At 37.1% G+C, this 26,161-nt stretch carries 22 protein-coding genes and 1 other annotated feature; of the genes, 10 read left to right on the forward strand and 12 right to left on the reverse strand.

Annotation, left to right across the window (positions count from 1 at the left end; all coding sequences use genetic code 11):
- Positions 1-20 precede the first annotated feature (20 nt).
- The 6 genes from MKZ14_RS16480 to MKZ14_RS16505 form a co-directional block, all read right to left on the reverse strand.
- A complete protein-coding gene (locus MKZ14_RS16480; protein WP_016991793.1) occupies positions 21-713 on the reverse strand; it encodes an AIM24 family protein in 693 nt (230 codons plus the stop codon).
- Between the two features lie 266 nt (positions 714-979).
- A complete protein-coding gene (locus MKZ14_RS16485) occupies positions 980-2,248 on the reverse strand; it encodes an OFA family MFS transporter (protein WP_004226054.1) in 1,269 nt (422 codons plus the stop codon).
- 767 nt (positions 2,249-3,015) lie between these two features.
- Positions 3,016-3,921: a DMT family transporter gene (locus MKZ14_RS16490; RefSeq protein WP_036078437.1), complete on the reverse strand. Its 906-nt coding sequence runs from the start codon at positions 3,919-3,921 to the stop codon at positions 3,016-3,018.
- Positions 3,922-4,078: 157 nt separating this feature from the next.
- Positions 4,079-5,290: an amidohydrolase gene (locus MKZ14_RS16495; RefSeq protein ID WP_333005420.1), complete on the reverse strand. Its 1,212-nt coding sequence runs from the start codon at positions 5,288-5,290 to the stop codon at positions 4,079-4,081.
- Positions 5,287-6,537 (reverse strand): amidohydrolase family protein, encoded by a 1,251-nt coding sequence (locus tag MKZ14_RS16500; protein WP_333005419.1) that lies wholly within the window; start codon positions 6,535-6,537, stop codon positions 5,287-5,289. The genes MKZ14_RS16495 and MKZ14_RS16500 overlap by 4 nt, the downstream gene beginning before the upstream one ends.
- Positions 6,538-6,580: 43 nt before the next feature.
- A complete protein-coding gene (locus MKZ14_RS16505; protein ID WP_333005417.1) occupies positions 6,581-8,140 on the reverse strand; it encodes a glutathione ABC transporter substrate-binding protein in 1,560 nt (519 codons plus the stop codon).
- A gap of 182 nt (positions 8,141-8,322) precedes the next feature.
- Here MKZ14_RS16505 and MKZ14_RS16510 point away from each other — a divergent pair, with 182 nt between their 5' ends.
- From MKZ14_RS16510 to MKZ14_RS16540, 7 genes are read left to right on the forward strand one after another with little or no spacing between them, the layout of a single operon-like run.
- Positions 8,323-9,225 (forward strand): ABC transporter permease, encoded by a 903-nt coding sequence (locus MKZ14_RS16510; protein WP_016992565.1) that lies wholly within the window; start codon positions 8,323-8,325, stop codon positions 9,223-9,225.
- 14 nt (positions 9,226-9,239) lie between these two features.
- Positions 9,240-10,160, forward strand: a complete 921-nt coding sequence (gene nikB / locus MKZ14_RS16515; protein ID WP_333005416.1) for a nickel ABC transporter permease — start codon at positions 9,240-9,242, stop codon at positions 10,158-10,160.
- Positions 10,161-10,175: 15 nt separating this feature from the next.
- Complete coding sequence (locus MKZ14_RS16520; protein WP_312123745.1) at positions 10,176-11,189, forward strand: ABC transporter ATP-binding protein; 1,014 nt, start codon at positions 10,176-10,178, stop codon at positions 11,187-11,189.
- The gene (locus MKZ14_RS16525; RefSeq protein WP_016992561.1) at positions 11,186-12,178 is read left to right on the forward strand and encodes a dipeptide ABC transporter ATP-binding protein; all 993 of its coding nucleotides are present in this window, start codon (positions 11,186-11,188) and stop codon (positions 12,176-12,178) included. Before MKZ14_RS16520 ends, MKZ14_RS16525 begins: the two co-directional genes overlap by 4 nt.
- A gap of 37 nt (positions 12,179-12,215) precedes the next feature.
- Positions 12,216-12,956 (forward strand): histidine kinase, encoded by a 741-nt coding sequence (locus MKZ14_RS16530; RefSeq protein ID WP_036078444.1) that lies wholly within the window; start codon positions 12,216-12,218, stop codon positions 12,954-12,956.
- Between the two features lie 38 nt (positions 12,957-12,994).
- Entirely contained in the window at positions 12,995-13,693 is a 699-nt protein-coding gene (locus tag MKZ14_RS16535; RefSeq protein WP_016992558.1) for a response regulator, read from the forward strand.
- Positions 13,694-13,715: 22 nt separating this feature from the next.
- Entirely contained in the window at positions 13,716-14,954 is a 1,239-nt protein-coding gene (locus MKZ14_RS16540; RefSeq protein WP_258860396.1) for a permease, read from the forward strand.
- 37 nt (positions 14,955-14,991) lie between these two features.
- Here MKZ14_RS16540 and MKZ14_RS16545 read toward each other — a convergent pair whose 3' ends face one another.
- Both MKZ14_RS16545 and MKZ14_RS16550 read right to left on the reverse strand, forming a co-directional pair.
- Complete coding sequence (locus MKZ14_RS16545) at positions 14,992-15,927, reverse strand: DUF4181 domain-containing protein (protein WP_312123748.1); 936 nt, start codon at positions 15,925-15,927, stop codon at positions 14,992-14,994.
- Positions 15,914-16,435: a sigma-70 family RNA polymerase sigma factor gene (locus MKZ14_RS16550; protein WP_016992555.1), complete on the reverse strand. Its 522-nt coding sequence runs from the start codon at positions 16,433-16,435 to the stop codon at positions 15,914-15,916. Before MKZ14_RS16550 ends, MKZ14_RS16545 begins: the two co-directional genes overlap by 14 nt.
- 375 nt (positions 16,436-16,810) lie before the next feature.
- On the opposite strand from MKZ14_RS16550, the gene MKZ14_RS16555 reads away from it, so the two are divergent.
- Positions 16,811-17,992: a nucleoside transporter C-terminal domain-containing protein gene (locus MKZ14_RS16555; RefSeq protein WP_036078450.1), complete on the forward strand. Its 1,182-nt coding sequence runs from the start codon at positions 16,811-16,813 to the stop codon at positions 17,990-17,992.
- Positions 17,993-18,117: 125 nt separating this feature from the next.
- Here MKZ14_RS16555 and leuS read toward each other — a convergent pair whose 3' ends face one another.
- The 4 genes from leuS to MKZ14_RS16575 form a co-directional block, all read right to left on the reverse strand.
- Positions 18,118-20,535: a leucine--tRNA ligase gene (gene leuS, locus MKZ14_RS16560; RefSeq protein ID WP_333005413.1), complete on the reverse strand. Its 2,418-nt coding sequence runs from the start codon at positions 20,533-20,535 to the stop codon at positions 18,118-18,120.
- An 86-nt stretch (positions 20,536-20,621) separates the two neighbouring features.
- Positions 20,622-20,832, reverse strand: a binding site (T-box leader).
- Positions 20,833-20,897: 65 nt separating this feature from the next.
- Positions 20,898-22,640: a sulfate permease gene (sulP, locus tag MKZ14_RS16565; RefSeq protein WP_333005411.1), complete on the reverse strand. Its 1,743-nt coding sequence runs from the start codon at positions 22,638-22,640 to the stop codon at positions 20,898-20,900.
- 56 nt (positions 22,641-22,696) lie between these two features.
- The gene (locus MKZ14_RS16570) at positions 22,697-23,044 is read right to left on the reverse strand and encodes a metalloregulator ArsR/SmtB family transcription factor (RefSeq protein ID WP_026023572.1); all 348 of its coding nucleotides are present in this window, start codon (positions 23,042-23,044) and stop codon (positions 22,697-22,699) included.
- A 147-nt stretch (positions 23,045-23,191) separates the two neighbouring features.
- Positions 23,192-24,370, reverse strand: a complete 1,179-nt coding sequence (locus tag MKZ14_RS16575; RefSeq protein ID WP_016995609.1) for an MFS transporter — start codon at positions 24,368-24,370, stop codon at positions 23,192-23,194.
- A 225-nt stretch (positions 24,371-24,595) separates the two neighbouring features.
- Here MKZ14_RS16575 and MKZ14_RS16580 point away from each other — a divergent pair, with 225 nt between their 5' ends.
- On the forward strand, positions 24,596-25,552 hold the full coding sequence (locus MKZ14_RS16580) for a TIGR01212 family radical SAM protein (protein WP_333005408.1): 957 nt from the start codon (positions 24,596-24,598) through the stop codon (positions 25,550-25,552).
- Positions 25,549-26,124, forward strand: a complete 576-nt coding sequence (locus MKZ14_RS16585) for a class I SAM-dependent methyltransferase (protein WP_016994479.1) — start codon at positions 25,549-25,551, stop codon at positions 26,122-26,124. The genes MKZ14_RS16580 and MKZ14_RS16585 overlap by 4 nt, the downstream gene beginning before the upstream one ends.
- Positions 26,125-26,161: the final 37 nt, after the last annotated feature.

Genomic DNA, 26,161 nt, shown 5'->3' on the forward strand with positions numbered 1-26,161 from the left:
TGGAAAACGGACGCGCTTTTTTAGCTTTCACTAGCCATATACACTTCTTCAAATGGTTGAATAATAACAAAGCCCTCACCAGAAAACGCCATCTGGATGGATTCTCCACTGCCTCGGCCGATAAATGTACGGAAGCTAATATCTGTTTTAAATTCAGGTGATAGGTTGCCTGACCATGCGACAGTAGCATGTGGATCAGTATATACGGTTTCACCTGGTTTCACTAATAATGTCAGTGGTTCAAAATGAGTTGTAATCGCAACCTTCCCTGTTCCTTGAAGTGTGACATTAAATAAACCACCTGACATGATGCCAGCCATTTTACGCATCAAACGTATATCCCATTCGATGCTAGGCTCAAAGGCAAGTAAATCATTGCCATTGACACAAATACTGTCGTTTTTCAAATCAAAAACAGTTACTTTCTTTCCTTGGTCTGCTAAATAGAGTCTGCCCTTTCCGCTAGCTTTCATCAATTGCGTACCTTCACCCGTTAAAGCCTTTTTAAACATTTTGCCAAGACCATGCTCCAAGACGCGCTCACGTTCAAATTTAATATCACCTGTATAGGAAATCATAGCGCCCATTTTTGACCACACTTCACCGTTGAGATTAACCTCTAATACACGTTCAGTTTCCAATTCAAAATAATCATTGTCATTATCGTCCTGCTGTGTTTTATGAACAAATTCATCTAAAGAAAATTTCCCCATGATTGATCCCTCCCTAATTACTTTATATACGTTGATCTTTGAGAAAAGATTCAATTTTTAACGGATTGTCCCTCATTGTGCATTTCGTTACAAAATTTCTCTTTTAATAACGAAATCACTTTATTTCCAGTAATGTTATTGACATCAGACATGTGCTGTTATACATTAAACAAAGAAATAATGATTGTTATATAACAATCACTTCAAAAAAATAACTATATAAGTGCCATTCACGAAATGACACCTATATAGTAAGAAAGTTCATATTATTGTGTAGCAGAAACATCTCCAACATTTTGCGCTGCTTTTAAAGCTGTTTGCTTACGAACATCTGCACGTAACGTTAAGGAAATAATTAACGAAGCAGCGATTAAACCTGCGAATACATAGAATACAGGAATATAGCTTCCATACGCATTTTTGATTGCACTTACTAACAATGGTCCAAAAACTCCACCCAATGACCACGTTGTTAATAAATAACCATGAATCACACCAAGTTGCTTTGTTCCAAATAAATCACTTGCAAATGCAGGTAGATTTGAGAACCCACCACCATAGCAACTAACAACTAAGAAGATAAGTGCTTGGAAAATAATTACGTTAGTTGTATGTGGTAAAACGATAAATGTGATTAGCTGTGCTGTAAAGAAAATAACGAAAACGTTTGAACGTCCGATATAATCAGACACAGCAGCCCAAATTAAACGGCCACCACCATTAAATAACCCCATAATTCCTACCATTGCGGCAGCACCTGCAACAGATAGACCAACAATTTCTTGTGCCATTGGTGAAGCAACAGAAATCATCATAATCCCTGCCGTTACATTGACTAAATGCATGGACCAAAGCATCCAGAAATGCTTTGTTTTAACAGCTTCTCGTGCTGACATAACAGCTAAATCTTTCTTAACTACATCCTTGCCATTATTAGCAGCCGCTTTCATATTAGCAGGCATATAACCTGGCTTAGGTGGTGCTATATATGAAGCCCCTAAAATCATTAACGTGAAGTAACTTGCTCCTAGAATAAAGTATGTTGTAGAAATGCCAACTGCCTCCATTAAGTTGGCTGCGACTGGTGCTGTAATAAGTGCACCCGATCCAAAACCAAGTACGGCCATACCTGTTGCTAGACCACGACGGTCTGGGAACCATTTTACAAGTGTTGATACCGGTGCAATATAGCCAATCCCCATTCCTAATCCACTAAGAACACCATACGTTAACCAATACATAACAACAGAATCCATTGAAATGGCTACACCTGCCCCAGCTTGTCCTGCTCCAAATAAGACAGCTGCTACCATCGCCGATTTACGTGGTCCCATTTTTTCTACTAAACTACCAAATAATGCAGCTGAGAAACCAGCTAATCCCATCATAATGGTAAAGGCAATCGTTACCTTTGTTTCACTCCATCCCATTTCTGTGACAATCGGTAGCTTGTATACACTGTATGCATAGGCTCCACCGATCGAAAGGTGAATAGCGATTGCAGATAATGCAATTAACCATCTATTTTTATTCATAAATTCTCATTTCTCCCCTCTTTTGCTACCTGTGAAAATTCTATGAACGTCCATGTAAAACAATTTACCACTTAGAATTATTCAAATGCAAGATGTTTTTCTAAAAAATATTATTTCTCCAAAAAGTTTTTCTCTTTTTTATTAATATGTTATATCCCACAAACCTTACAGTCTCTAAGTATAACTACGTTTATTTTACAAAAAACATAACACCATTTAGCTAATATTACTTTTCTGATCTATTCCTCAAACAATATTTAATTATATTAAGATAATGAAATTTGTGCATATTTTCACATTCAATAAATGTATACGTCTTATTTTACCAGGAGTATTATTATGTGTATCTCTCATAAAAAGAAGCACAGTAAATATGTAGTATATAGAAATTTATAGAACAAAAGAGCATTTTATAAATGTAATAGACAAAATTTTTCTATTTAGTAATGGTCAGAATTTTTTATAAAAAAATTTAATTTTACTTAAATTAATAAAATAACAAATTATTCACAATACAGCGGATGAATATTTTATAAAATGCTTTCAATACAACAAGATTTTTATTATCCAAATATATATTTTTTATACAAAGAATAAGAGATAAAATTCTGTTAACTCGGTATCAATTGCTTCTACATGATGGAAATATTCTAAAAGAGGATTTTTTTGAAGTAATATTATTTTTGCACAAAAACAATACATACAATCTACAGAAAAACAGCATGCTAGAAATCATTTCTAACATGCTGTACAGAAAAGTGCATTTTTTAATTTGCTTTTCTTTTCAGCAAAAGCAAAATTTTAATTTCTTTATAATAAATACACAACAAAATTCCTACTAAAATTAATAAAGAACCATATATTTGAACACTTGTAGGGAATTGTTTTAAAAATAATGCACTTAATAGCATAGCTATAGCTGGCTCAAAGTTTAACAACAGTGACGCATTCGTTGAGCCAATCTCCTTCATTTGCTGATTCCACATTAAATTACTCACCCCGTGAATAATAATTGCTGATAAAATGAGCAATAACCAGTAGGGCATTGCAACTTGCCAATTCGTCTGCGGCAAAATAGTAAATGAAAATGGCACAAGCACCAGTAAACCTATTAAATTTGTATAGAACGTTATCGACTGGGCAGACATTTTCAGACTAAGATGATTGACAATAATGAGGAACAAAGCAAAGCTTAGCATTGTAATTAAGCTCAGCACCTCACCCTTACCGATTGAAATGGTGATAAGTGCCCCCTTTGTAATGATGAGGCCAACACCAACAAATGAAAGTATCGCACCTAGCCAAAATATGCCGTTACGTGATTCATGATAAATCATTTTATTCAGTAGAGATGTGACAATCGGTGCACAGGCTAAGATTAAGGCAGCAGTGATAGGAGAAGTATGCTGGAGACTAGCATAAAAGCTATAGTGATTAATAGAAACGCCCAATATTCCTGCAAGGATCAATAACAATAGATCATTTCTCGTAAATGTTGTTTGGCAAATTGCTTTCCAACTAATCCCCCCTAAAAATAGAACAATGACAATTAATCTAAAAACGGCGACCGTTAAAGGATCCCAATGTTCAATTAAAATAGAGCCAATAATGAAATTACTGGCCCAAAAAAATACACAGCTAAATAAAATCATATAGATTGTTAATTGCTTCATATTTTATCGCACCTGCATATAAAGAGATTTCTACATAAGTAATGACAAATCTACTTTCCTTTCCTTTATTCATCTTTTCTATTAAAACATAAGTATAGCAAACTAGAAATTTTCTAGTTTGCTATGTTATCTAAATAAGGGGGATTTAGATTGATACTTAGTTAATAAACTTACCTTTAGACATAACCACTCGGTTGGATGGTTTACGTGCAATAACTTCAGCGCTTGAAACTGCGTCAAAGAATACAAAACTTGCTTCATCTTTCACATTCGGCCAGACCTTCTGACCATTTGCATCTAATGGCGTGACACCACTTGTAATATATTTTAATGTTTGTCGAATAGAGCGTTCGTCAAGTTTACGAGAAATGTCTGCAAAAGTAGTCGCTTTTTCTAAAATATCTCCTGAGCCATTAGGACTCCAAGAATCATAAAAGCCGTCACAACCAAAGTGGACATCCACGCCGTGCTCTGATAGTAATTCAATCGGTGGAATTAATCGTCGCAAATCAAATGGCACTGTTGACATTATTTTTACTTGTTGTTGCGCTAAACGATCTGCAATTTTATGTTGTTCCATGACTGATACATCACCAAGTGAAAAGGCATGACTTATCGCCGTTCTTCCTTGATATTTGGCTTCCTCCACAATATCTATCCATTTATCGATTGTATAAAACCCAACATGGCCACCATCATGTAAATGAATATCGACATCAACATTAAATTCCTGTGCAATATCCATCACTTCATAAAGAGAAGGCTCAATCGAGTTATCGATGCCCGCTGGATCTAGGCCACCAATCATCGTCGCTCCATTGCGTAAAGCTTCACGCAATAATTTAGGGACATCATCTCTTAATAGACCATGCTGTGGAAAGGCAATGATTTCGGATGTCACGACATCTTTATAATCGTCCAATGCCGCTAGTACACATTCTAAATTTTTTAATCCAATGTATGGATCGATATTGACATGTGTACGAATGTGATTCGCACCGTTCTTAAGGATTTTTTCAATCATTGCAGCCGCACGTTGTTTACCTGTTGTAGCAAGAACGGTTAGCTCTTGTGCTTCCCGATCAAGTCGTTCCTTTAAATTCTTTACGGGCACACAAGCCTTCCACGGTAAAGATAAGTATGTTTTATCTAAATGATTATGCATTTCCTTAAAGGCAGGTAATAGCAGCTTTCCTTTCATATCTGTGACTTCATTTGGAGAATCGATTGCCTCTGTTGCAGGTACAATTTGGGAAATGAAGCCATCTGTAATTTCAAGGTGAAAAAGCTCCACTTTCGTTCCAACTGTATCATTTTCCTTTAGATATTCTCCTGTTTCAAGTAGAACATTTGTAAGCCAGTGCTTCATCTGAATTCTCCTTTCAACTCTCCTACATCCTGTTGATGAATCATTTTACCTCGTGAAATGACGGTAGTAATTGGACATCTTCTTGCTATCACATGGGCAGTACTCACGCCATCCACTAACAGCATATTGGCTTTATCACCAACTTGAGGCCAAACCCGTTCTCCAGCATCATTCAATGGTGTGATACCACCAGAAGCATATTTCCAAGCGCGACTTAATGAATATTCATCAATAAAACGGAATCTCTCCGCCATGACATTTAATTTCATAATCGTATTACCAGTACCATATGGAGACCAATGATCTGTTAAGCTATCATGTCCTACAGATACCTTTACACCATTGTTATAAAGATAAGGAATTGGTATTGTCGAACGATTCAAATCGATTGGGACAGTTGTCGTAACATCCATTTGCACCTCAGCCATCGCTTGAACTAAATTTTCTAAGCGTGACTGTTCTAAATCAGCAAGTGCCATTGCATGGCTAATCGTGACTTGTCCTTCTTTTTTCGCTTGTTTCGTTAACTCTATCAGTTTATAAAATTCAAATTCGCCTAGTGTGTTAGCGGTGTGAATATGAATATCGATCCCTGCATGATAGTCTTGTGCAATACCCATTGTTGTTTGTAATGACTTTTCGATATTGCGATCTACAATGGATGGATCAACGCCACCAACAAGCGTTGCCCCCATTGCCATTGCCTCACGCATCAGTCCCTCCACATTGGAGCGTAATAAGCCATGCTGTGGGAAGGCCACAATCTCATATGTGATTTGATCTTGAAAGTTTGCTAAAACCTGTTTTGTAATTTCAATATGCTTTGTCCCAATTTGTGGGTCCACATTACAATGAGAACGAATATGTGTGTGCCCTTGTGAAATGAGCCACTTCACCATTTCCTCTGCTCGATAAGCAGCTGTCGGCAATTGTTGTGGTAATAGAGTTCTTTCCTCTTCAATACGTGTTAAAATCCCTTTAGTAATGGGCCTCGGTGCCTGCCATTCCCCGCCAAAATACGTTTTATCGATATGAATATGCATCTCTCGGAATGAAGGGACTAATAGCTGCTGTTGCGCATCTATCACTTCTACATCTCCATCAACCACTATATCCTTATCTACTTGTTGAACATGCCCATTTTCTATTAGAACATCATAAATACCTGTACGAGTAGCAACAATGTGTTCATTTTCGCGCTCATATGCTTCTTCTAATCTCACATTTTTCAGCAATAGTTTACTCATAGTTTCCTCCCAATTGGTATTTTCCGTCTATCACCAAATTTGATTACTCTACAATTTCAACGCCACTGATCATTGTGTAGTTAGATGCATCTAACCAGAAACCTTTTACAGCATTACTATAAACCGCTAAATGCTCGTAGTTACGTACTGGAATATACACAGCCTCATCTAACTCGATTTGCATTGCTTTTTTGTAGATTTCATTACGTGCCTCTTGGTTTGCTTCAGAACGTCCTTGCTCAATTAGCTTGTCTACTTCTGGATTTGAATAGTAGAAATGGTTTCCTGGAGGCCCCATAGAAGCAGTGTGGAATAGATTATATTGGTTATAATCAGCATCACCAGTAGCATTACCCCAGCCACTAATAAAGATTTGGTGCTGTTCTTTCGTAATTTCAGAAATAAATGCACCATACTCCATTACTTGAATTTCAACATCTAATCCGATTCCTTTTAATTGAGATTGAATAACCTCCGCCATATTGATACGCTCTTTACGATCACTTGTCAGTAATTTAACTTTTGTTCCCTCTTGAACACCAGCTTCTTTTAATAAATCTTTTGCCTTCACTACATCGTAGTCATACGGTTTCGTTTCACTAGAATATCCAATAATTTTTGGACTCATTGCAGAATTTGCAAGTGTTCCTACGTTATCATAAATACCGCTGATAATCGCTTCACGGTCAACAGCATAGCTAATAGCTTGACGTACTTTTACATCCGATAATAATTTATCTTTCACGTTGAAGCCGATAAATTCTACTGCTAGTCCTTCTGCACGGAATAAGTTCATCGTTGAAGAATTTTCAATACGATCAATCTCTGTTACAGGTACTTGTTCAGCAATATGCGCTTCTCCGCTTTCAATCATTGCTAGACGAGTAGAATCCTCTGGTACAACTTTAAATGTTACTTTATCTACTTTCGGTACAGTTCCCCAATAGTCTTTATTCGAAATTAATGTAATTTCTTGACCAGATTTCCAAGATTCAAATACAAATGGGCCTGTCCCTACTGGGTGTGTTGCTAATTCGTCCGCTGCTTCAGCAATTGCTTTAGGGCTCATCATACTACCCTCTTGACTTGCTAAAATAGAAAGAAGTGGAGCATACGGTTCTTTTAACCTCAACGTTACAACATACTCATCATCTACTACTACTTCATTAATCATCGATAATTTATCACGCTGTGGTGATCCAGTTGCAGGATCTAGAATTCGGTCAAATGTCGCTTTTACAGCTTCTGCATTAAAATCTGCTCCATCATGGAATTTAATGCCTTCATTCAATGTAAATGTCCATGTGACTTCATCTTTTTGCTCCCACTCTTTTGCGAGTAATGGAACAATTTTACGATCTCTATCAAAAGCGACAAGTGTTTCATATACCTTGCCATGAATAATATTCGCTGATGGAATATCTGTAATAAAATGAGGGTCAAGACTTGTCGCATCTGCTGCTCTTAGAACGACTAATTCTCCTCCTACGCCTTTTGATCCCTCTTTGGAACCCTCCGTACTATTATTGCTAGCGGTAGAGCATGCTTGCAGGATAAGTACAGTCATTAGTGCTAGGAATAAAAACAACTTCATTTTCTTCATCAACATTTCCTCCTTGTGTGATTTGTTCCTTACATTTCGAATTATAAAGAAATAAAATTCACTTGTTTTTTAAAATATTTACGTGTTTTTTAAATTTTCTGACTAATAAGCCATAAAATATTTACATTCTTTACGCTTTTCACTAAATTGAAATCAAATCAAATAGAAAAGGAGTATTCGATATGAATAAAGTAACAACTACTATCGATCATTCTGTTTTAGTGAATGCACGCAAGGCATCTAGAAAAAAGAATCTTGTTTCTTTCCTAAACAAAATCAAGAAAAATAAAGCAGCTGTCGCAGGAGGCATCATCATTCTTCTATATATATTGATGTTTCTGATTGGGCCCATATTAGCCCCTTATGATCCATACGACGTACAGTTAGATCAAAAATTACAAGGGCCAAGTTTTGATCATCTAATGGGAACAGACGACAAAGGGCGAGATATTTTAAGCCGTATTTTATATGGATCACGTTTATCCATTGGTGTTGGTATTTCAGCTGTTTTATTCGGTGGTACAATCGGTACCTTCTTAGGCCTTATTTCTGGCTATTATGGCAAATGGGTTGATTCTATTATTAGTCGAATTTTAGATATCATGCTTGCCTTCCCGGGTATTTTACTAGCTTTAGCTATTGTCAGTGCATTGGGGCCAAGCCTTATCAATGTCACAATTGCTGTTGGTTTTTTCTCTATTCCTATGTTTGCTCGTATTGTACGTGGCTCAACAATGGAAGTTAAAAAATTAGAATATATCGATGCAGTCAAAACTCTTGGAGCAAATGATATGACGATTCTAATAAAGCATATTTTTCCAAATATTTTATCACCCATTATTGTACAAGCATCCATGCGCTTAGCAACAGCTATTCTATCTGCAGCAGGTCTATCATTCTTAGGTTTAGGTGCTCAGCCACCATCTCCTGAATGGGGTGCTATGCTTTCGAACGGACGTGATTTCCTATTTACTGCTCCTTATATGGCGCTATTCCCAGGTATTATGATTTCTATACTCGTATTAGGCTTTAACTTATTTGGTGATGGTTTACGCGATGCACTAGATCCAAGAATGAAAAATTAAAGGAGAGAAGACACATGACATTATTTATCTTAAAACGACTAGCTCAAATTATTCCTGTGACACTTGGTGTAACGCTTGTTGTTTTTCTAATTATGCAGATGATTCCTGGGGACCCAGCGATTATTTTAGCAGGAGAAGGAGCTTCTCAAGAAACAGTTGCAGAATTACGCGAGAATTTAGGGCTCAATAAACCATTAGCAGTTCAATATACAGACTATATTAAAAATCTTCTACAAGGAGATATGGGTAACTCTTTAAAAAATAATCAACCAGTATTCGAGGAAATCACCTCCCGATTACCAATTACAATAGAGCTAGCCTTTTATAGTATTTTAATTACCATTGTTCTGGGGCTTATTGCTGGTATTATCTCTGCTATCCGTCCTTATTCGTTTATGGATGTAGGCTTAATGGTTGTCGCTTTATTAGGAATTTCCCTTCCAAGTTTCTGGTTAGGAATTTTATTAATGTATGTATTCTCTGTACAGTTACACTGGCTTCCTGTAGCAGGCTGGGATAGTGCCAAACATATTATTCTACCAGCTATCACACTTGGTGCTGGTGGAGCTGCTATCGTCGCTCGTATGACTCGCTCTAGTATGTTAGAGGTTGTAAATCAAGACTATATACGAACAGCGAAAGCAAAAGGCTTAAAAGGGTACATCATCATTTTAAAGCACGCATTACGCAATGCCTTGATTCCAGTTATTACAGTAGTAGGCTTACAGTTTGGTAGTTTACTTGGCGGAACAGTTTTAGTTGAATCTGTTTTCGCTGTAAACGGATTAGGACGAATGATTGTAGATGCCATTCGAACACGTGATATACCAGTCGTACAAGGTGGCGTACTTATTGCCTCATTAATATTTGTTTTCATTAATCTTTTTGTAGACATTTTGTATCGATTCTTTAATAAACGAATGGATTTAAACTAAGGAGGGGAAAAACGGATGAAACAAGAAAACGTGCTGGAAGTAAAAAATTTACAAACCTATTTTTATTCGAGTGAAGGGGTTGCCAAAGCTGTAGATGGGGTGTCCTTTACTCTTCAAAAAGGAGAAACACTGGGCATTGTTGGTGAATCTGGTTGTGGGAAATCCATGACTTCGCTGTCATTACTTCGTTTAGTACCGTCGCCTCCTGGTAAAATCATCAATGGCGAAATTTTATTAAATAATACTGATATCTTGAAGCTCTCAGATGAAGAGTTACGTAAAATTCGGGGCAATAAAATATCGATGATTTTCCAAGAGCCTATGACAAGCTTAAATCCTGTATTATCCGTTGGAGAGCAAATTGCTGAATCCATTCGATTGCACCAAGGCTTATCACGTAAAGAAGCATGGCAAAAGGCTGTCGATATGATTCGCCTAGTTGGGATTCCTGCACCAGAAAAAAGAGCGAAGCAGGAGCCTTATCAGTTAAGTGGTGGGATGCGACAACGCATTATGATTGCCATGGCACTAGCCTGTACACCAGATGTCTTAATTGCTGACGAACCGACAACTGCTTTAGATGTAACCATTCAAGCCCAAATTATTGATATTATTCAAAACCTGCAAAAACAATTAGGCATGAGCATTATCTTCATTACCCATGATCTAGGTGTTGTAGCAGAAATTTGCGATAAGATTGCCGTTATGTATGCAGGTCAGGTTGTAGAAGAAGGCACAACAGAAAGTCTTTTTGAAAAACCGTTACACCCTTATACAAACGGATTAATTCAATCATTACCAAAGCTATACGAAGACCAAGAAGAACTATCTACTATTCACGGAACTGTCCCAAGTCCCTATAATTACCCAATTGGCTGCCGTTATGCAGAACGTTGTCCATTTGCTACAGATTTATGTCGTGACCAACAGCCAGAACTTTTGACTGTCGAGCAAGGAAAAAAGGTAAGATGCTGGATGTACAGTAATGAATGGCAAGGAGAAACACTCATGAAGGAGCTGACAGTATGACAACAGCACAACACACCCAACCACTATTACAAGTAAATGATTTAAAGCAGCATTTTTTCTTAAAAAAAGAAAAGCTTTTCGGTCCACAGCAAGTTGTAAAAGCTGTGGATGGTGTTTCTTTCGATATCATGCCTGGTGAGACACTCAGCATTGTTGGAGAATCTGGCTGTGGTAAATCAACGACTGGTCGTTCTATTTTAAGATTAGATGAGCCTACTGCTGGAGAGGTATTGTTATTTGGTAAAAATTTAGTGAATATGAACAAAAAAGAGCTTCGTGCTGCACGCAAGGACATTCAAATTATTTTCCAAGATCCCTATGCATCCCTTAACCCACGAAGAACCATTCGTAAAATGTTAACAGAGGCCATGTCTATTCAAAAAATTGTACCACCTGAGCAGCAAGAAGCACGCATGCTCGAATTAATGTCCCTTGTTGGGTTACGTCCTGAGTACTTAGAGCGTTATCCACATGAATTTTCTGGTGGTCAGCGTCAGCGGATTGGCATTGCAAGAGCCCTTGCTGTTAATCCTAAAATTATTATTTGTGATGAGTCTGTTTCTGCCCTAGATGTTTCCATTCAAGCTCAAATACTCAATTTACTGAAGCAACTACAACGAGATTTAGATTTAACCTTTTTATTTATCTCACACGATTTAAGTGTTGTTCGACATATTTCAGACCGTATTATGGTGATGTATCTTGGAAAGGTTGTAGAAATTGCTGATAAGCATTCCCTTTTCACACAGCCACATCATCCTTATACAAAAGCACTATTTTCTTCTATACCAGTCATTGATAAGCAGCATCGTAAGGAGCGCATTATTTTAAAAGGTGACCTACCATCACCTCTTAATCCTCCTACTGGCTGTAGCTTTCACACACGTTGCCCATTCGCAACAGATAAATGTAAAGCAGAAGTGCCAGCTTTACGAGCGATCACTGCAACACATAAGGTAGCTTGCCATTTCGCAGAAAATTTAGTTTAATGTATCTTACACTTATAAAATAATCGGAGAGGTCATTATGTTACAACCAGAAACCTTCAACATATATATTCTCCTATGTGTAATTGCTCCAATTATTGGAGCTTTTCTGCTTACTTTTATCTTTATTTTCGAAAAGCAAATCGATAGCCTTGAGGAGGAAAAAAGAAATTTAGAGCTTGAGCAGGATTTACAAAGAGCGAATATTCTCCAGTTGAATCAGCAAATACAGCCACATTTCTTTTTTAATGCATTAAATTCATTATTAAGCCTAGCTCGCATCAATCGAAAGGAAGATTTGGTTGCGGGCATTGAGGCTTTGGCAACATTTTTTAAATTTAAATACAATAATCACGAGGTGTTAATTGCGTTAAAGAACGAGGTCCAATTTGTCGATAGTTATTTAAATATTCAACAATTGCGATTTGGCCATCGTTTGACTGTAAATAAATATATTGATGATGAAGCTCTATCTGTCCAAATACCTCCATTTATTCTGCAGACCATTATTGAAAATGCATATAAACATAGCTTTGAAAAACATATAGGACCTGCAGAGCTTTCCATTATAATCAAAAAAATGGATACTAGCTTATTAATTGAAATTAAAAATACACAGCCATTAGAAAAAATTGAACAGGTAGTAGACGAATTGCAGCAAGGTTATGGTCTCGAAAATATTAGAAAACGACTTGAGCTCATTTATGGGCTTGAAAATATTTTATTCTCGATTCAAAACAATGAACAGCATTACACTGTTACAATCCATGTTCCCGCATAGGCTTTCTATCAACTGGAAGGAGAAAGGAGAATCTCACCATGAATATTTTAATCGCAGATGATGAGCCATTAGAGCTTGAGCAAATGATTTATTTATTAAAGCCACATTTTCCAAATTGGACCTTCCATACTGCCCAAGATGCCTCACAGGCTCTGCAATTAGCTAAAAAGCATCGTATGACTATCGCCTTTTTGGATATTCAAATGCCTGGGAAAGATGGTATCTCGTTGAGCAAGGAATTAAAAGCGCTTTATGAGGTAGACATCATCATGGTAACAGCTTATCAAACCTTTGAATATGCCCAACAGGCATTGCGTATCGGGGTAAAGGATTATCTTACAAAACCGGTCATTGCAAGTGAATTAGATGCTATCGTGGAGAAATATAAGGTGTGGAGTTCTAACCATGATGCGATTCAAAGCGCACTTTCCTATATTCATGAAAACTATTATGAAAAACTAAGTCTCAATATTATTGCTGAAAAAATTCATTTGAATCCGAGCTATTTAAGTCGTAAATTTTTGGAGGAGCAGTCTATTGGCATTAATGAGTATATTAATAATTATCGCTTAGAAATGGCCGTAAAGAAAATCAATGAAAATCTAGACACAAGTATGTCTGCGATTGCTGAGAGCTGTGGTTTTAATAGTCAGCACTATTTTAGTGTTGCGTTTAAGAAAAAATACAATCAATCACCACGTCAATATAAATCCTCTAAAATGAGTAAAGGCCTTTAATCGTATGTTAAGGAAATATTCATTGCTCGTTCCATTTGCAAGTTTAAGCACAGCAGCAGGAGTCATTATTCTTTTAGCGAGATGGATTAATGGTAATTTATTATTGTCCTCTCCCTCAGCCCTTATTTCTTTTGGTTTTATGGCGGGCATTTGTTATACATTAGCAACAGCTCTTTCGTTTATTATACTTGGCTCATTGCTGAATAAGAGCGATTACACACAAAATCAGCATACACAAAGTTTTTTGCTCTTTACCATACAGCGTAAATTGTCTGGTATGAATTTAAAGGTTATACGGCTATTTTACCTGCTGACAGGTATTGAAATTTGGCTTATTCAATTAATAAGCATTAGTGTATTATCTGAAATTATGTTAAATATTCCAGTACCTATTACACTTTTTTTCTTTTTAATCGGCATCTTATTTCTTGATCGCATCATGTCAGTGAAAAGTATACTCTGGTTGGAAATTTTATTTATTATTGCTCTTTTTTCATTACTTATTTTTATCCCTATTTATTACTTTGTTCAAAATGGGGCAAACACTGTATATGAGGGGATTCGCTTATATCACCCTTATTTATTTTATTTTAAAAATAGCGAAATTCTGCTATTCTATGTCATTATTCAACTAGCCGTTTTAGGACAAGTATTTTTTGATAAATCGACATGGTATTTAATTGCCTTTATAAAACCTAAAAAAGTACGCCGCAGTCTGTTTTCCTCAGGTTTAATTTTAGCGTTATTAACGCTATCATTTACAGCGATTTTAATGATTGCCCTATACAGCGGATCATTTGGCCAGTTCCAAGTATTGATTTTTACGTTTTTATATGAAGTGCAGCCAGGCTTTCTTACATTTGCTTTTCTCGTCATTGTCCTATTAGCCATTGTCACAACCTTGCTTGTAGACATGCGGGCAACGAAACGTTTTTTTGTGACGAAAAGACCCTATTATTTCTATTTGATTGGTCTGATGATAATTTTATTTACCTGTTTCTTATCTATCGATTTAACGATTTTAGGTGTTATTTATTCTTTTGCCTTCCTGCACATTACCATGTTACCGTTTATGTTAATCCTTTTATTTACGAATCGCCATATTCATAAACATAGCTGGCTTGTCATTTTTCTATCCATCATCATTGGAATTGGTATTGGTTTAAGCTTTAATACGCTATATGGTTTAGCTACCAGCTTTATCATCTCAAGTATTTATCAATTAATGCTTCAGACTGAAACGATAGAAAAAAATACCTGAACTCGAGATTATTTCGGGTTCAGGTTTATACGTTTATTTAACTGATATAAAAGAAGAATAGGATGAGTGATAGCAATCCAACAATGGCCGAACTAATGGAAAGATAATGTCTTTTTTCCTCTCGACCATAGTAATAGTCAATAAATATAGAGCTGAAAAGGATGACCGCTAAATATCCTCCAATGATAACAGTAAATAAAATCCACCCTTTAATTACGATCACCAGAAGCATAATGATATTCAACATTTTAATAGCCCAAACAGCACGTCGATGTCCACTATTAACATATTCCTTTGGTATATTAAATTTTTTCCTCATTAGTTTATCGACAAGCATTTGGATAGCTATGATAAAAACTAGCATAACGAGTAAACCTGACATTCCAAATTTAGCATCATCATTGAGAGCAAGATCTATATAAGCCTTTGCCAGATCTTTATTTTCTACTTTGTAAGATGATTTGTTGTTATAATCAACAATTATGATATACTCTTCGCCGATGAACATTTTTAGCTTAATTATCTGCCCCTTTTCAAACTCTACCCAGACATCACGTTGTAATCTAAATCGAATATCCTCATTCATATGCGTCATAGTAGCTTGCTGTAATAATTGTTGTAAAAGCTCTTTTTCTGAACTTTGCTCCATTAATTGCTGACCAATAACCCACCCAGGTCTCCCAGCCTTAAAAATCTCCTCATCCGAATTATAAATCATTGTATATTTTTTTATTGATTGCTGCTGTGCTAATTGAACAATTGAAGCATGTTGCGTTTGCTCTATCTGCCCTAATGGACCGATTTCTATTATTAATAGAAACATGATGATCGTGCCTACGATGATCAATGGATAAGACCAGCGTTTTGCTTTTTTTTCATGTTGCACTTGCCGTAAAATATCCTCCTGTAAGGATTCCGTAAATCGTGGTGCTTCGCCAAGTTCTTGATCCAATTTTTCTTTAAAAGCTGTCATCCATTAACACCTCCCACTCACTAGTCGCTAATTTCTCCTGTAACATTTTCCTTGCCCGATGCAATCTGGTTTTAACTGTATTTTCTGCACATGTAAGAATATCTGCAATTTCTCTAACCTTTAATTCTTGATAATAATAAAGAATGACGACTTCTCTATAAGTAATAGGTAACTCAAATAACGCATTCGTTAATGTTTTCCGCTCATCCTGTGCTATTAACATCGTTTCCGGTGTCCGTTTACTTGCCCCAATATGTAATTTTTCCAATAGCAGATGGCGTTTATTTTTCCAACTTCGAAGATAATCATGGCTTTTATGTACCGTGATTTTAACTAAATAGGTCTTTAGAGATGCTCTATGTTCAAAGCGATCCTGCTGCCGATAATAAGAAAAAAAGACATCTTGTACAATTTCTTCAGCAATTGCCCAGTCCTTTACATAAAGATAAGCCACTCGTAAGCAATATTCTCCGTGTTCTTCCATAATGGCTACTAAATGCTCACTCACCCAAACACCTCCTCTAAACATTCACCCTATAGTCGTCATTCGATCTTAGTTGGTTTCAAAAAAAATCAAAAAGTTTCATGAACACGATCGTCATAAATTGAGAAAAACTTCACACAATAAAAGAGTATTTTATAATGAATTATTCTGGCAACCTTAATTATGAATAGTCACTCCTAAAGAAATAATGTACATTTTTAGACTGAATTTATTTGTATGCTGTGTTGCATACTTTTTTTCTATTATCTATTGAATACCTAGCGAAAAAACTGTTATAGTGAGATTGTTTGTCTGACGTCTGACTAATTAAGATCTTTAGCTGTTCTTCTGAAATTGGAACATCAGGACAAAATATCACAGATACTTATGGAGGAACTTATGAGATACTTAATATCCTTTTGTGGATTGTTACTTGTTTTTGCCTTAGCTTTATTAATGAGTAAAAACAAAAAAGAAATAAAATATAAATATATAGTGATTATGTTGATCATCCAATTTTTATTGGCAGCTTTACTACTCAATACAACGGTTGGCTATGTGCTAATTAAAGGAATCACCAAAGTATTTGATCACTTATTGTCCTATGCAAATGCGGGTATATCATTTGTTTTTGGAGGCTTAGCAAATGAAGGAGAATCACCCTTCTTTTTAGCTGTTTTATTACCGATCGTCTTTATATCTGTTCTGATTGGGATCTTGCAGCATTTTAAAATACTTCCTTTTTTAATGAAATGGGTAGGTTTATTTTTAAGTAAAGTAAGTGGCATGGGGAAATTGGAATCCTATAATGCTGTTGCTTCTGCTATGGTTGGCCAATCTGAAGTATTCATCACTGTTAAAAAGCAATTAGATAAGATTGCACCACAACGTATGTATACGTTATGCGCTTCTGCTATGTCGACTGTTTCGATGTCAGTAGTTGGTGCTTATATGACGATGATTGAGCCAAAGTATGTCGTAACGGCCATTGTATTAAACCTGTTTGGCGGATTTATTATTGTTTCTATCATTAATCCATATACTGTGGATGAAAAAGAAGATATCTTAACGATTGAAGATGAACAGAAGCAAGCGTTCTTTCAAATGATTGGCGAATATATTATGGATGGCTTTAAAGTAGCCATCATTGTTGGAGCAATGCTTATTGGTTTCGTTGCATTAATGGATTTAATCAATTCATTATTCGATATGATTATTGGTATATCCTTCCAAGAAATATTAGGCTATATCTTTGCGCCAATCGCTTTCCTAATGGGTATTCCATGGGCAGATGCTGTGGCTGCTGGCGGTATTATGGCAACTAAATTAGTAACGAATGAATTCGTTGCCATGATTAACCTTGGCGACGTCTCAGCGTCCATGAGTGAACGTACACTAGGCATTATTTCTGTATTCCTTGTATCCTTTGCCAACTTTTCATCCATCGGTATTATTTCGGGAGCTGTAAAAGGTTTGAATGAAAGACAAGGTAATGTCGTTGCCCGCTTTGGCTTAAAGTTGTTGTACGGTGCTACACTCGTAAGTATCCTAACAGCTATTATTGTGGGATTGATTATTTAAATTGTATTGAACTGCACTCAGTTAGATGGGTGCAGTCCTTATTTTATCGCTTATATAACGCCAAATTAAAAAATGTACATTACTAAAATTGAATTTAGTAATGTACATTTTTACTTTATAGCTCTTTATTTGACGACAATATTGACAAGTTTGCCTGGAATAACGATGATTTTCACTAAGCTCTTTCCTGCCATATATTCTTGAATCTTTTCATCAGCAAGTGCTACTTTTTCGATGTCCTCTTTTGACGCATCTTTTGCTACAACAATCTTCGCACGTACTTTACCAGCAACCTGTACAGCAATTTCTACTTCATCATCCACAAGCTTTGCTTCATCATAGGTTGGCCATTGCTCGTAAGAAAGTGTTGAATTGTGACCTAATAGTTGCCATAGTTCTTCTGCAATATGCGGAGCGATTGGTGCTAGCATTTTCACAAAGCCTTCAGCATAAGCCGTTGGAATCACATCAGCTTTATAGCAATCATTAATAAAGACCATCATTTGTGAAATAGCTGTGTTAAAGCGGATGCCTTCATAATCCTCTGTCACTTTTTTCACTGTTTGGTGGTATGATTTTTCAAGTGATTGATCGTTAGACACTTGGATTTTTGCTGAAATTGTGCCATCTTCTTCATTGACAAATAGACGCCAGATACGGTCTAAGAAGCGGCGTGCTCCATCTAAACCATTTGTAGACCATGCAACAGAAGCCTCTAGTGGGCCCATGAACATTTCATATAAGCGTAATGTATCGGCACCATGTGACGTAATGATTTCATCTGGGTTGACGACATTGCCCTTAGATTTAGACATTTTCTCGTTACCTTCACCTAGAATCATTCCCTGGTTAAATAATTTTTGGAATGGCTCTTTTGTATGCACAACGCCTAAATCATATAGAACTTTATGCCAGAAGCGAGCGTATAGTAAATGCAATACTGCATGCTCCGCACCACCAATATATATATCAACTGGTAACCAGCGTTTTAGTAACTCTGGGTCTGCAATTGCCTCTGTATTTGTCGGGTCGATATAGCGTAGGAAGTACCAGCTCGAACCTGCCCACTGCGGCATTGTATTTGTTTCACGACGTCCTTTTTTACCTGTCTCTGGATCGACAACATTTACCCATTCTTCAATATTTGCTAATGGTGATTCACCTGTACCTGATGGTCGGATATTATCTGTTTTTGGTAGCATTAATGGTAATTCTGATTCTGGAACTGGCGTAATCGTGCCATCTTCCCAATGAATCATTGGAATTGGTTCACCCCAATAACGTTGACGGGAGAATAACCAGTCACGTAGACGATAAGAAATTTTCTTCTCCCCTACACCTTTTTCCTCTAACCATTCAATGGCTTTCGCAATGCCATCTGCTTTATTTAAGCCATTAAGGAATTCAGAGTTAATATGTTGACCATCACCTGTAAATGCTTCTTTGCTGATATCTCCACCTTCAAGTACAGGAACGATGTCTAAGCCAAATTCAGTTGCGAATTCATAGTCGCGTTCATCATGTGCTGGCACCGCCATAATAGCACCTGTACCATAAGACACTAACACATAATCAGCAATCCAAATCGGCACTTTTTTACCGTTAATCGGATTTATTGCATAAGCACCTGTAAATACGCCTGTTTTTTCTTTCGCTAAATCTGTACGCTCTAGATCAGATTTCATTTTAACTTTCTCTAAATAAGCCTCAACAGCTTGGCGTTGGTCAGCTGTTGTAATTTGTTCCACTAATTTATGCTCTGGTGCAAGCACACAGTATGTAGCACCAAACAATGTATCAGGGCGTGTTGTGAAAACTGTGAAGTTTTGATCTGAACCGTCAATGGCAAATGTCACTTCAGCCCCTTCTGAACGGCCAATCCAATTGCGTTGCATATCTTTAATAGACTCAGGCCAATCAACTTCTTCTAAGTCATCGATTAAACGATCAGCATAGGCTGTAATTTTAAGCATCCATTGCTTCATTGGTCTGCGTTCTACAGGATGACCACCACGCTCTGATTTCCCATCAATTACTTCTTCGTTAGCTAATACCGTGCCAAGTGCTGGACACCAGTTAACAGCTACTTCATCCACATAAGCTAAGCCTTTTTTATAAAGCTGGATAAAAATCCATTGTGTCCATTTATAATACTCTGGATCCGTTGTGTTAATTTCACGATCCCAATCATAGCTAAAGCCTAGCTCTTGAATTTGACGTTTAAATGTCGCAATATTTTTAGCTGTAAATTCAGCCGGATCATTCCCTGTATCGAGTGCATATTGCTCAGCTGGTAAACCAAAAGCATCCCAGCCCATTGGATGAAGTACATTATAGCCTTGCATACGTTTAAAGCGTGATAGAATATCAGTTGCCGTATACCCCTCTGGATGGCCAACATGAAGTCCTGCGCCAGATGGATATGGGAACATATCTAATGCATAAAATTTAGGCTTTGCTGTTTCATTTTCAGTTTTAAATGTTTTGTTATCAGCCCAATATCGCTGCCACTTTTTTTCAATTTGTTCATGATTAAAACTCATTTCTTTTCCTCCTTCGATTGATCGTGCTGCTCTCCATCATAATTGACAAAATATTTAAAAAATAAAAAAACTCGCCCCTTTCTTATAGAAGGGACGAGAGAATTTGTACTCCCGCGGTACCACCCAAATTAGTGATTACACTCGGCTCAAGCTTCCTTAACGCGGAAGAAACGACACACGCTGTTTCACGCGGGCAGACTCAGAAGGCGAGTTCAATTTGCATTCTTACTAGCTCCCACCAACCGCTAGCTCTCTAAAAAGAACCACAAATCTACTATTCCTCATCACAGTCTTTACATGATATTGCATTTATTCTAATGGAAAGTATTGAAAAGCACAAGCCTTTGTTTACAGCTTACCCATTACTGAACAATTAAATCCTTTTCTTCCTTAGACTTTGATAAATCCTGACATTCATGAAAAGCAAAGTGCTGACAACCAATACATTGATTGGCGTTCAAATAATGGAAAGCTTTTGTAATTGCTTCTCCTGTATGCTGAAAAAAATGTTGCGCGCCTATTTTATCGTAAAGACCATTGTGTTGAAGAGCATCCTTTAAATCACCTTGCACACCCGTTACCAAGATAGTACCGCCCTGTGCTTTATAATTTTCTATGATATTGTTAAAATATGCTTCTCCAGTAGAATCCATAAAGGGCACTTTCCCCATCCGTAATATCAAAACTCTTGGTTGCTGATGCAAAGTACTTTCAATCGTTTGTTCAAACATTTGTGCAGCACCAAAAAACAACGGCCCTTCAATTGTGTACATACTAATTTGCGGGCAATCATGCTGCTGATGCACTACATGTGGCTGTACCTTCTCACTTTTATTTGAATGATCCGGAAGTACTTTTGTAACAACAAGCTTTTCACTCATACGTTTCGCAAATAATAGCACAGCCAGCACAAGCCCTACCTCAACTGCTAATGTAAGACTAGTGAATACCGTTAATAAAAAGGTAATCAATAATACCAGTGAGTCGCCTGATTTTAATTTTACGATATGTGAAAAATGATGTCGTTCACTCATATTCCAAGCTACGACCATCAGTACCGGAGCCATGCTTGCTAACGGAATATGAGATGCATATGGAGCTAATAACAATAATGTGATTAGAACAAACACACCATGAATGATACCCGACATAGGGGATACTGCGCCTGTTTTGATATTGGTCGCTGTGCGTGCAATGGCGCCTGTTGCTGGAATACCACCGAATAAAGGCGTCACAATATTAGCAATCCCCTGCCCAATTAGCTCACGATTACTGTTATGCTTACTATTTGTCATCCCATCCGCCACCACTGCCGATAATAGAGACTCAATACCACCTAGCATTGCAATAACAAACGCTGGACCAATAAGTTGTTGTAATCGTTCGAGCGTGATATTCGGTAAGGCGAAATGAGGTAATGTATTAGGAATTTGACCATAAGCCGTTGCAATGGTAGCAACTTGTCCTGAAAAGAGGAAAGTTGCCATAAGTGTAGAGACAACAATACCCGCTAATGCTCCAGGAACCTTTGGAAAAAACTTTGGTGTTATCACTATTGTCACCAAGCATACGACAGCAGTAAGAATACTATACGTATTTGTCGTACCTAGCTGCTTAATGATTTCCTGTATGTTGGCGATAAAATATTCATGCCTTTTAACATTTGTCAGCCCTAGAAAGTTAGCGATTTGACCTGTAAAAATAATCACTGCTATCCCTGCTGTAAAGCCAACTGTTACAGGTCGTGGAATAAACTTAATTAAAGTCCCTAGCTTAAAAAAGCCCATGATACAAAGCAATACCCCTGCCATTAAACCCGCAAGTAATAAATCTTCATAGCCATAGGTAAGAACAATCCCCAATAGAATTGGCACAAACGCCCCCGTAGGCCCACCTATTTGATATTTAGAACCTCCAAAAAGAGAAATAAGAATACCTGCAATGCAAGCCGTATAAATCCCATATTCAGGTTTCACACCTGATGCGATGGCAAAGGACATGGCAAGTGGAATAGCAACGATTCCGACAATAATCCCTGACAATAAATCCTTTTTTACATGATGAACTGAATACCCTTCAAAGCGTCCTGTAAACAGTGACTTCATAGATAAATCTTCCCTTCGAAATAATACGCAAAGCCCAATTTTTCATCATCATTGATTTACTTATTCTCTTCGTCACCTTCATTATTTGTCATTTCCTCTAATCTCGAAATGGTATGAACCAAATGGTTATTAAAAATATCCTTTGCCACCCCAAGTAATGCACCAATCATTGGGTCACTTAAAGAATAATAAACTTTTTTTCCTTCCTTCACCCCATAAACAATATTTTTGGCACGCAATACACTTAATTGCTGAGAAACAGCGGAACCCTCTTTCTCTAAGCAATCTTGAATCTCATTGACACTTTTCTGACCATCTACAAGGAGTTCAAGTATTCTGATGCGTAACGGATGTGCTAATGCTTTGAAAAAATCCGCTTTAAACTGTTGTAAGCCCTCTTCCATAAAAAAACCCCTCCATATAACTACATATTCAAATATTTGAATATGTATGATTGTAATCCTGTCACAGCAATTTTTCAATATCTACTATAAAAAAAGAACAAAATCAAGTGACTTGACACTCGATTTTGCTCTTTGATTGCAACATTATTAATCTGCTACTATTTTGTTCTTCTTTAAAGGATAATCGTATGTTAAACATGGAATAATCGCCAATAGTACGATGACCACCAATGTTAAAACGAGAGGAATCATGCCAAATTGATCTACCATAATACCACCAAATAGTGGACCAATCATCCGTCCTCCAGTAGCAGCACTATTGATAATCCCCTGATAGAATCCTTGTCGACCTTTTGGTGCCAATTGATTAGCAATCGTTGGTAATGCTGGCGTATAAAACATTTCGCCAAATGTTAAGACAAGCATCGCTGCTCCAAACATTTTAAAATCGTTTGCAAAGGCAATAATGCCAAAGGAAAGAGCAATCAGCGTTACACCAAATACTAATTGACGTTTTAAATTGTGTTCCCATCGCTTTACGAGCGGTGCAATGAGTGGTTGCCCAATGACAATTAGAAGACCATTTATTGTCCAAAGTAGGCTATATTGCTTTAATCCTAACCCTAAATCTTGTGTATAGGATGAAATGGTTGCACTCCATTGAGAATATGCTAGCCAGCATAAAACGGAGGATGCACTAATTATTAACAAAGCATAAAAAGGTGCCTTGTTTACGATTCGTTTACTTTCGCTCAAGACATTTTTAGGTGCAATACTGCCCACTTCCAAACGCTTAAATGTAAATAAGGCAATGAAAAAGAATAAAATATACATACCTAAATTCACTTTAAACACATAGTCAAATTGATAATCTGCCACAATACCGGCAAGGGCAGGACCTACGGCAACACCGACATTTTGTGCTAAATAGATAGTATTAAAAGCCTTACGTCCACCTTCTGGCCAGGCAGCCCCAGCTAAGGCAAACATACCTGGGAAAACAATGCCTCCACTAAAGCCTAGTATCGTTAAAAACCACACATAATGTGGCCAGCCGTGCCAAATTGTTAAGCCAATTAATGAAGCAATCGTTAACAGGATGCCAAGCATAATAGCTTTATAGCCACCAATTCTATCAAATAAGTAACCACCTAATAGATTACCTAATACTCCAGCAGCAGAATTCAGCATTAAGACAAAACCAGCCATTGCTAAAGATTTGCCTAAATAATCATGCATATAAATGGCATTCAAAGGCCATAAAAAAGAGTTGCCTGTTGTGTTCACAAGCATTCCGATAATTAAAAACCAAACACGTTTTGGCATAGGATGACCTCCATTATTTCGCTTCTCTAAATAGTTAGTGTATGCTGAAATACTTAAAAGCACAAGGAAAATAATTTTACCTTTTTTACAAGACTTCTACCCTATTTTCATTCGTTTTTATTTTTGTTTCTTACCATTTTTCTGCATCCATAACATGATAATACCCTTCCCCCATGACGGAACGAAAAGCACATGATAGAATAGAGCGTTAGAGGAGTGAAATAAATGACAGAGACAAATTTTCCTTTTCCCTCAGAGGGGAAAAGATACTATACATGGAATCGCTATTTACGTGACCAATTTGGTCATAAAGTATTTAAAGTGGCGTTAGATGCAGGCTTTGATTGCCCTAACCGTGACGGCACAGTCGCTTTTGGTGGCTGTACATTTTGTAGTGCTGCAGGTTCTGGTGATTTTGCTGGCAATAAGGTAGATCCAATTGATGTTCAATTTGCTGAAATCCGAGACAAAATGCATCAGAAATGGAAGGATGGCAAATACATGGCTTATTTCCAAGCCTACACAAATACACATGCCCCGCTGCCAGTTTTAAAAGAAAAATTTGAAGCAGCTTTGGCGCAAGAAGGTGTAGTAGGTCTTTCTATTGCTACTCGTCCTGATTGTTTACCAGATGATGTTGTCGAATATTTAGCAGAATTAAATGAGCGAACATATTTATGGATTGAGCTAGGTCTTCAAACGGTGCATGAGAAAACTGCCAATCTTATTAATCGCGCCCATGATTATGCAACGTATGTGGAAGGCGTTGAAAAATTGCGTAAGCATGGCATTCGAGTTTGCTCACATATCATTAACGGATTGCCTCTCGAAGACTATGACATGATGATGGAAACGGCACGCGCAGTTGCACAATTAGATGTCCAAGGCATTAAAATCCACTTACTTCATCTATTAAAAGGAACGCCTATGGTGAAGCAATATGAAAAAGGTATGCTAGAATTTTTAGACCAAGATGTGTATACAAAACTAGTAGCAGACCAATTAGAAATCCTACCACCTGAAATGGTCATTCATCGTATTACAGGCGATGGACCGATTGATTTAATGATTGGACCAATGTGGAGTGTCAATAAATGGGAAGTGTTGAATGGTATTGACGCTGAGCTTGAACGTCGAGTTAGTTGGCAAGGGAAGTTGTATAAGGCAGAGGTTACGAAATGAAATTACAACGTGTTTTACAATATGCCCAGCAGTTATTAAAAGATAGTATAGAAGAGGGAGATACGGCGGTTGATGCGACTGCAGGAAACGGTCATGACACATTATTTCTGGCACAGCTTGTTGGGGATGAAGGACAAGTTTATGCCTTTGATGTCCAAAAAGAGGCGGTTGATGCGACACTCCTTCGACTTTTAGATCATGGTTTAGAACATCGGGCAGTCGTTTTAAATAAAGGGCATGAGGAAGTCATGCAATATGTACACAAGCCAGTAGCTGCAGCTATCTTCAATCTCGGCTATTTACCTGGCAGCAACCATGATATTATTACAAGGCCTCATACAACAATCCAAGCTATTGAAAATATATTAAAGCTCTTAAAAGTGGGAGGATTGATTGTTCTTGTTATTTATCATGGTCATCCAGGTGGAAAAGAAGAACGTGATAAGGTCATTGATTATGTAAGTCAACTTCCGCAAAAATATGTCCATGTCTTAAAATATGCATTTCTTAATCAACAAAATGATCCGCCTTTCGTCATTGCATTAGAAAAAATGAAAGAATACCCTATTTAATAGTATTGTTGAGGACAAGCTAAAAGGCGACCAACTA

The sequence above is a fragment of the Lysinibacillus sp. FSL P2-0066 genome, from assembly GCF_037969495.1.
Taxonomy (GTDB): Bacteria; Bacillota; Bacilli; order Bacillales_A; family Planococcaceae; genus Lysinibacillus; species Lysinibacillus boronitolerans.

Bases quoted from the DNA above. Each gene is read 5' to 3' on its own strand.
- leuS (WP_333005413.1), bottom strand. From the start codon at position 20,535: ATGAGTTTTAATCATGAACAAATTGAAAAAAAGTGGCAGCGATATTGG.
- MKZ14_RS16530 (WP_036078444.1), top strand. From the start codon at position 12,216: ATGTTACAACCAGAAACCTTCAACATATATATTCTCCTATGTGTAATT.
- MKZ14_RS16490 (WP_036078437.1), bottom strand. From the start codon at position 3,921: ATGAAGCAATTAACAATCTATATGATTTTATTTAGCTGTGTATTTTTT.
- MKZ14_RS16585 (WP_016994479.1), top strand. From the start codon at position 25,549: ATGAAATTACAACGTGTTTTACAATATGCCCAGCAGTTATTAAAAGAT.
- MKZ14_RS16575 (WP_016995609.1), bottom strand. From the start codon at position 24,370: ATGCCAAAACGTGTTTGGTTTTTAATTATCGGAATGCTTGTGAACACA.
- MKZ14_RS16535 (WP_016992558.1), top strand. From the start codon at position 12,995: ATGAATATTTTAATCGCAGATGATGAGCCATTAGAGCTTGAGCAAATG.
- MKZ14_RS16510 (WP_016992565.1), top strand. From the start codon at position 8,323: ATGAATAAAGTAACAACTACTATCGATCATTCTGTTTTAGTGAATGCA.
- MKZ14_RS16580 (WP_333005408.1), top strand. From the start codon at position 24,596: ATGACAGAGACAAATTTTCCTTTTCCCTCAGAGGGGAAAAGATACTAT.
- MKZ14_RS16505 (WP_333005417.1), bottom strand. From the start codon at position 8,140: ATGAAGAAAATGAAGTTGTTTTTATTCCTAGCACTAATGACTGTACTT.
- MKZ14_RS16480 (WP_016991793.1), bottom strand. From the start codon at position 713: ATGGGGAAATTTTCTTTAGATGAATTTGTTCATAAAACACAGCAGGAC.
- MKZ14_RS16545 (WP_312123748.1), bottom strand. From the start codon at position 15,927: ATGACAGCTTTTAAAGAAAAATTGGATCAAGAACTTGGCGAAGCACCA.
- MKZ14_RS16525 (WP_016992561.1), top strand. From the start codon at position 11,186: ATGACAACAGCACAACACACCCAACCACTATTACAAGTAAATGATTTA.
- sulP (WP_333005411.1), bottom strand. From the start codon at position 22,640: ATGAAGTCACTGTTTACAGGACGCTTTGAAGGGTATTCAGTTCATCAT.
- MKZ14_RS16520 (WP_312123745.1), top strand. From the start codon at position 10,176: ATGAAACAAGAAAACGTGCTGGAAGTAAAAAATTTACAAACCTATTTT.
- MKZ14_RS16555 (WP_036078450.1), top strand. From the start codon at position 16,811: ATGAGATACTTAATATCCTTTTGTGGATTGTTACTTGTTTTTGCCTTA.
- MKZ14_RS16570 (WP_026023572.1), bottom strand. From the start codon at position 23,044: ATGGAAGAGGGCTTACAACAGTTTAAAGCGGATTTTTTCAAAGCATTA.
- nikB (WP_333005416.1), top strand. From the start codon at position 9,240: ATGACATTATTTATCTTAAAACGACTAGCTCAAATTATTCCTGTGACA.
- MKZ14_RS16485 (WP_004226054.1), bottom strand. From the start codon at position 2,248: ATGAATAAAAATAGATGGTTAATTGCATTATCTGCAATCGCTATTCAC.
- MKZ14_RS16495 (WP_333005420.1), bottom strand. From the start codon at position 5,290: ATGAAGCACTGGCTTACAAATGTTCTACTTGAAACAGGAGAATATCTA.
- MKZ14_RS16500 (WP_333005419.1), bottom strand. From the start codon at position 6,537: ATGAGTAAACTATTGCTGAAAAATGTGAGATTAGAAGAAGCATATGAG.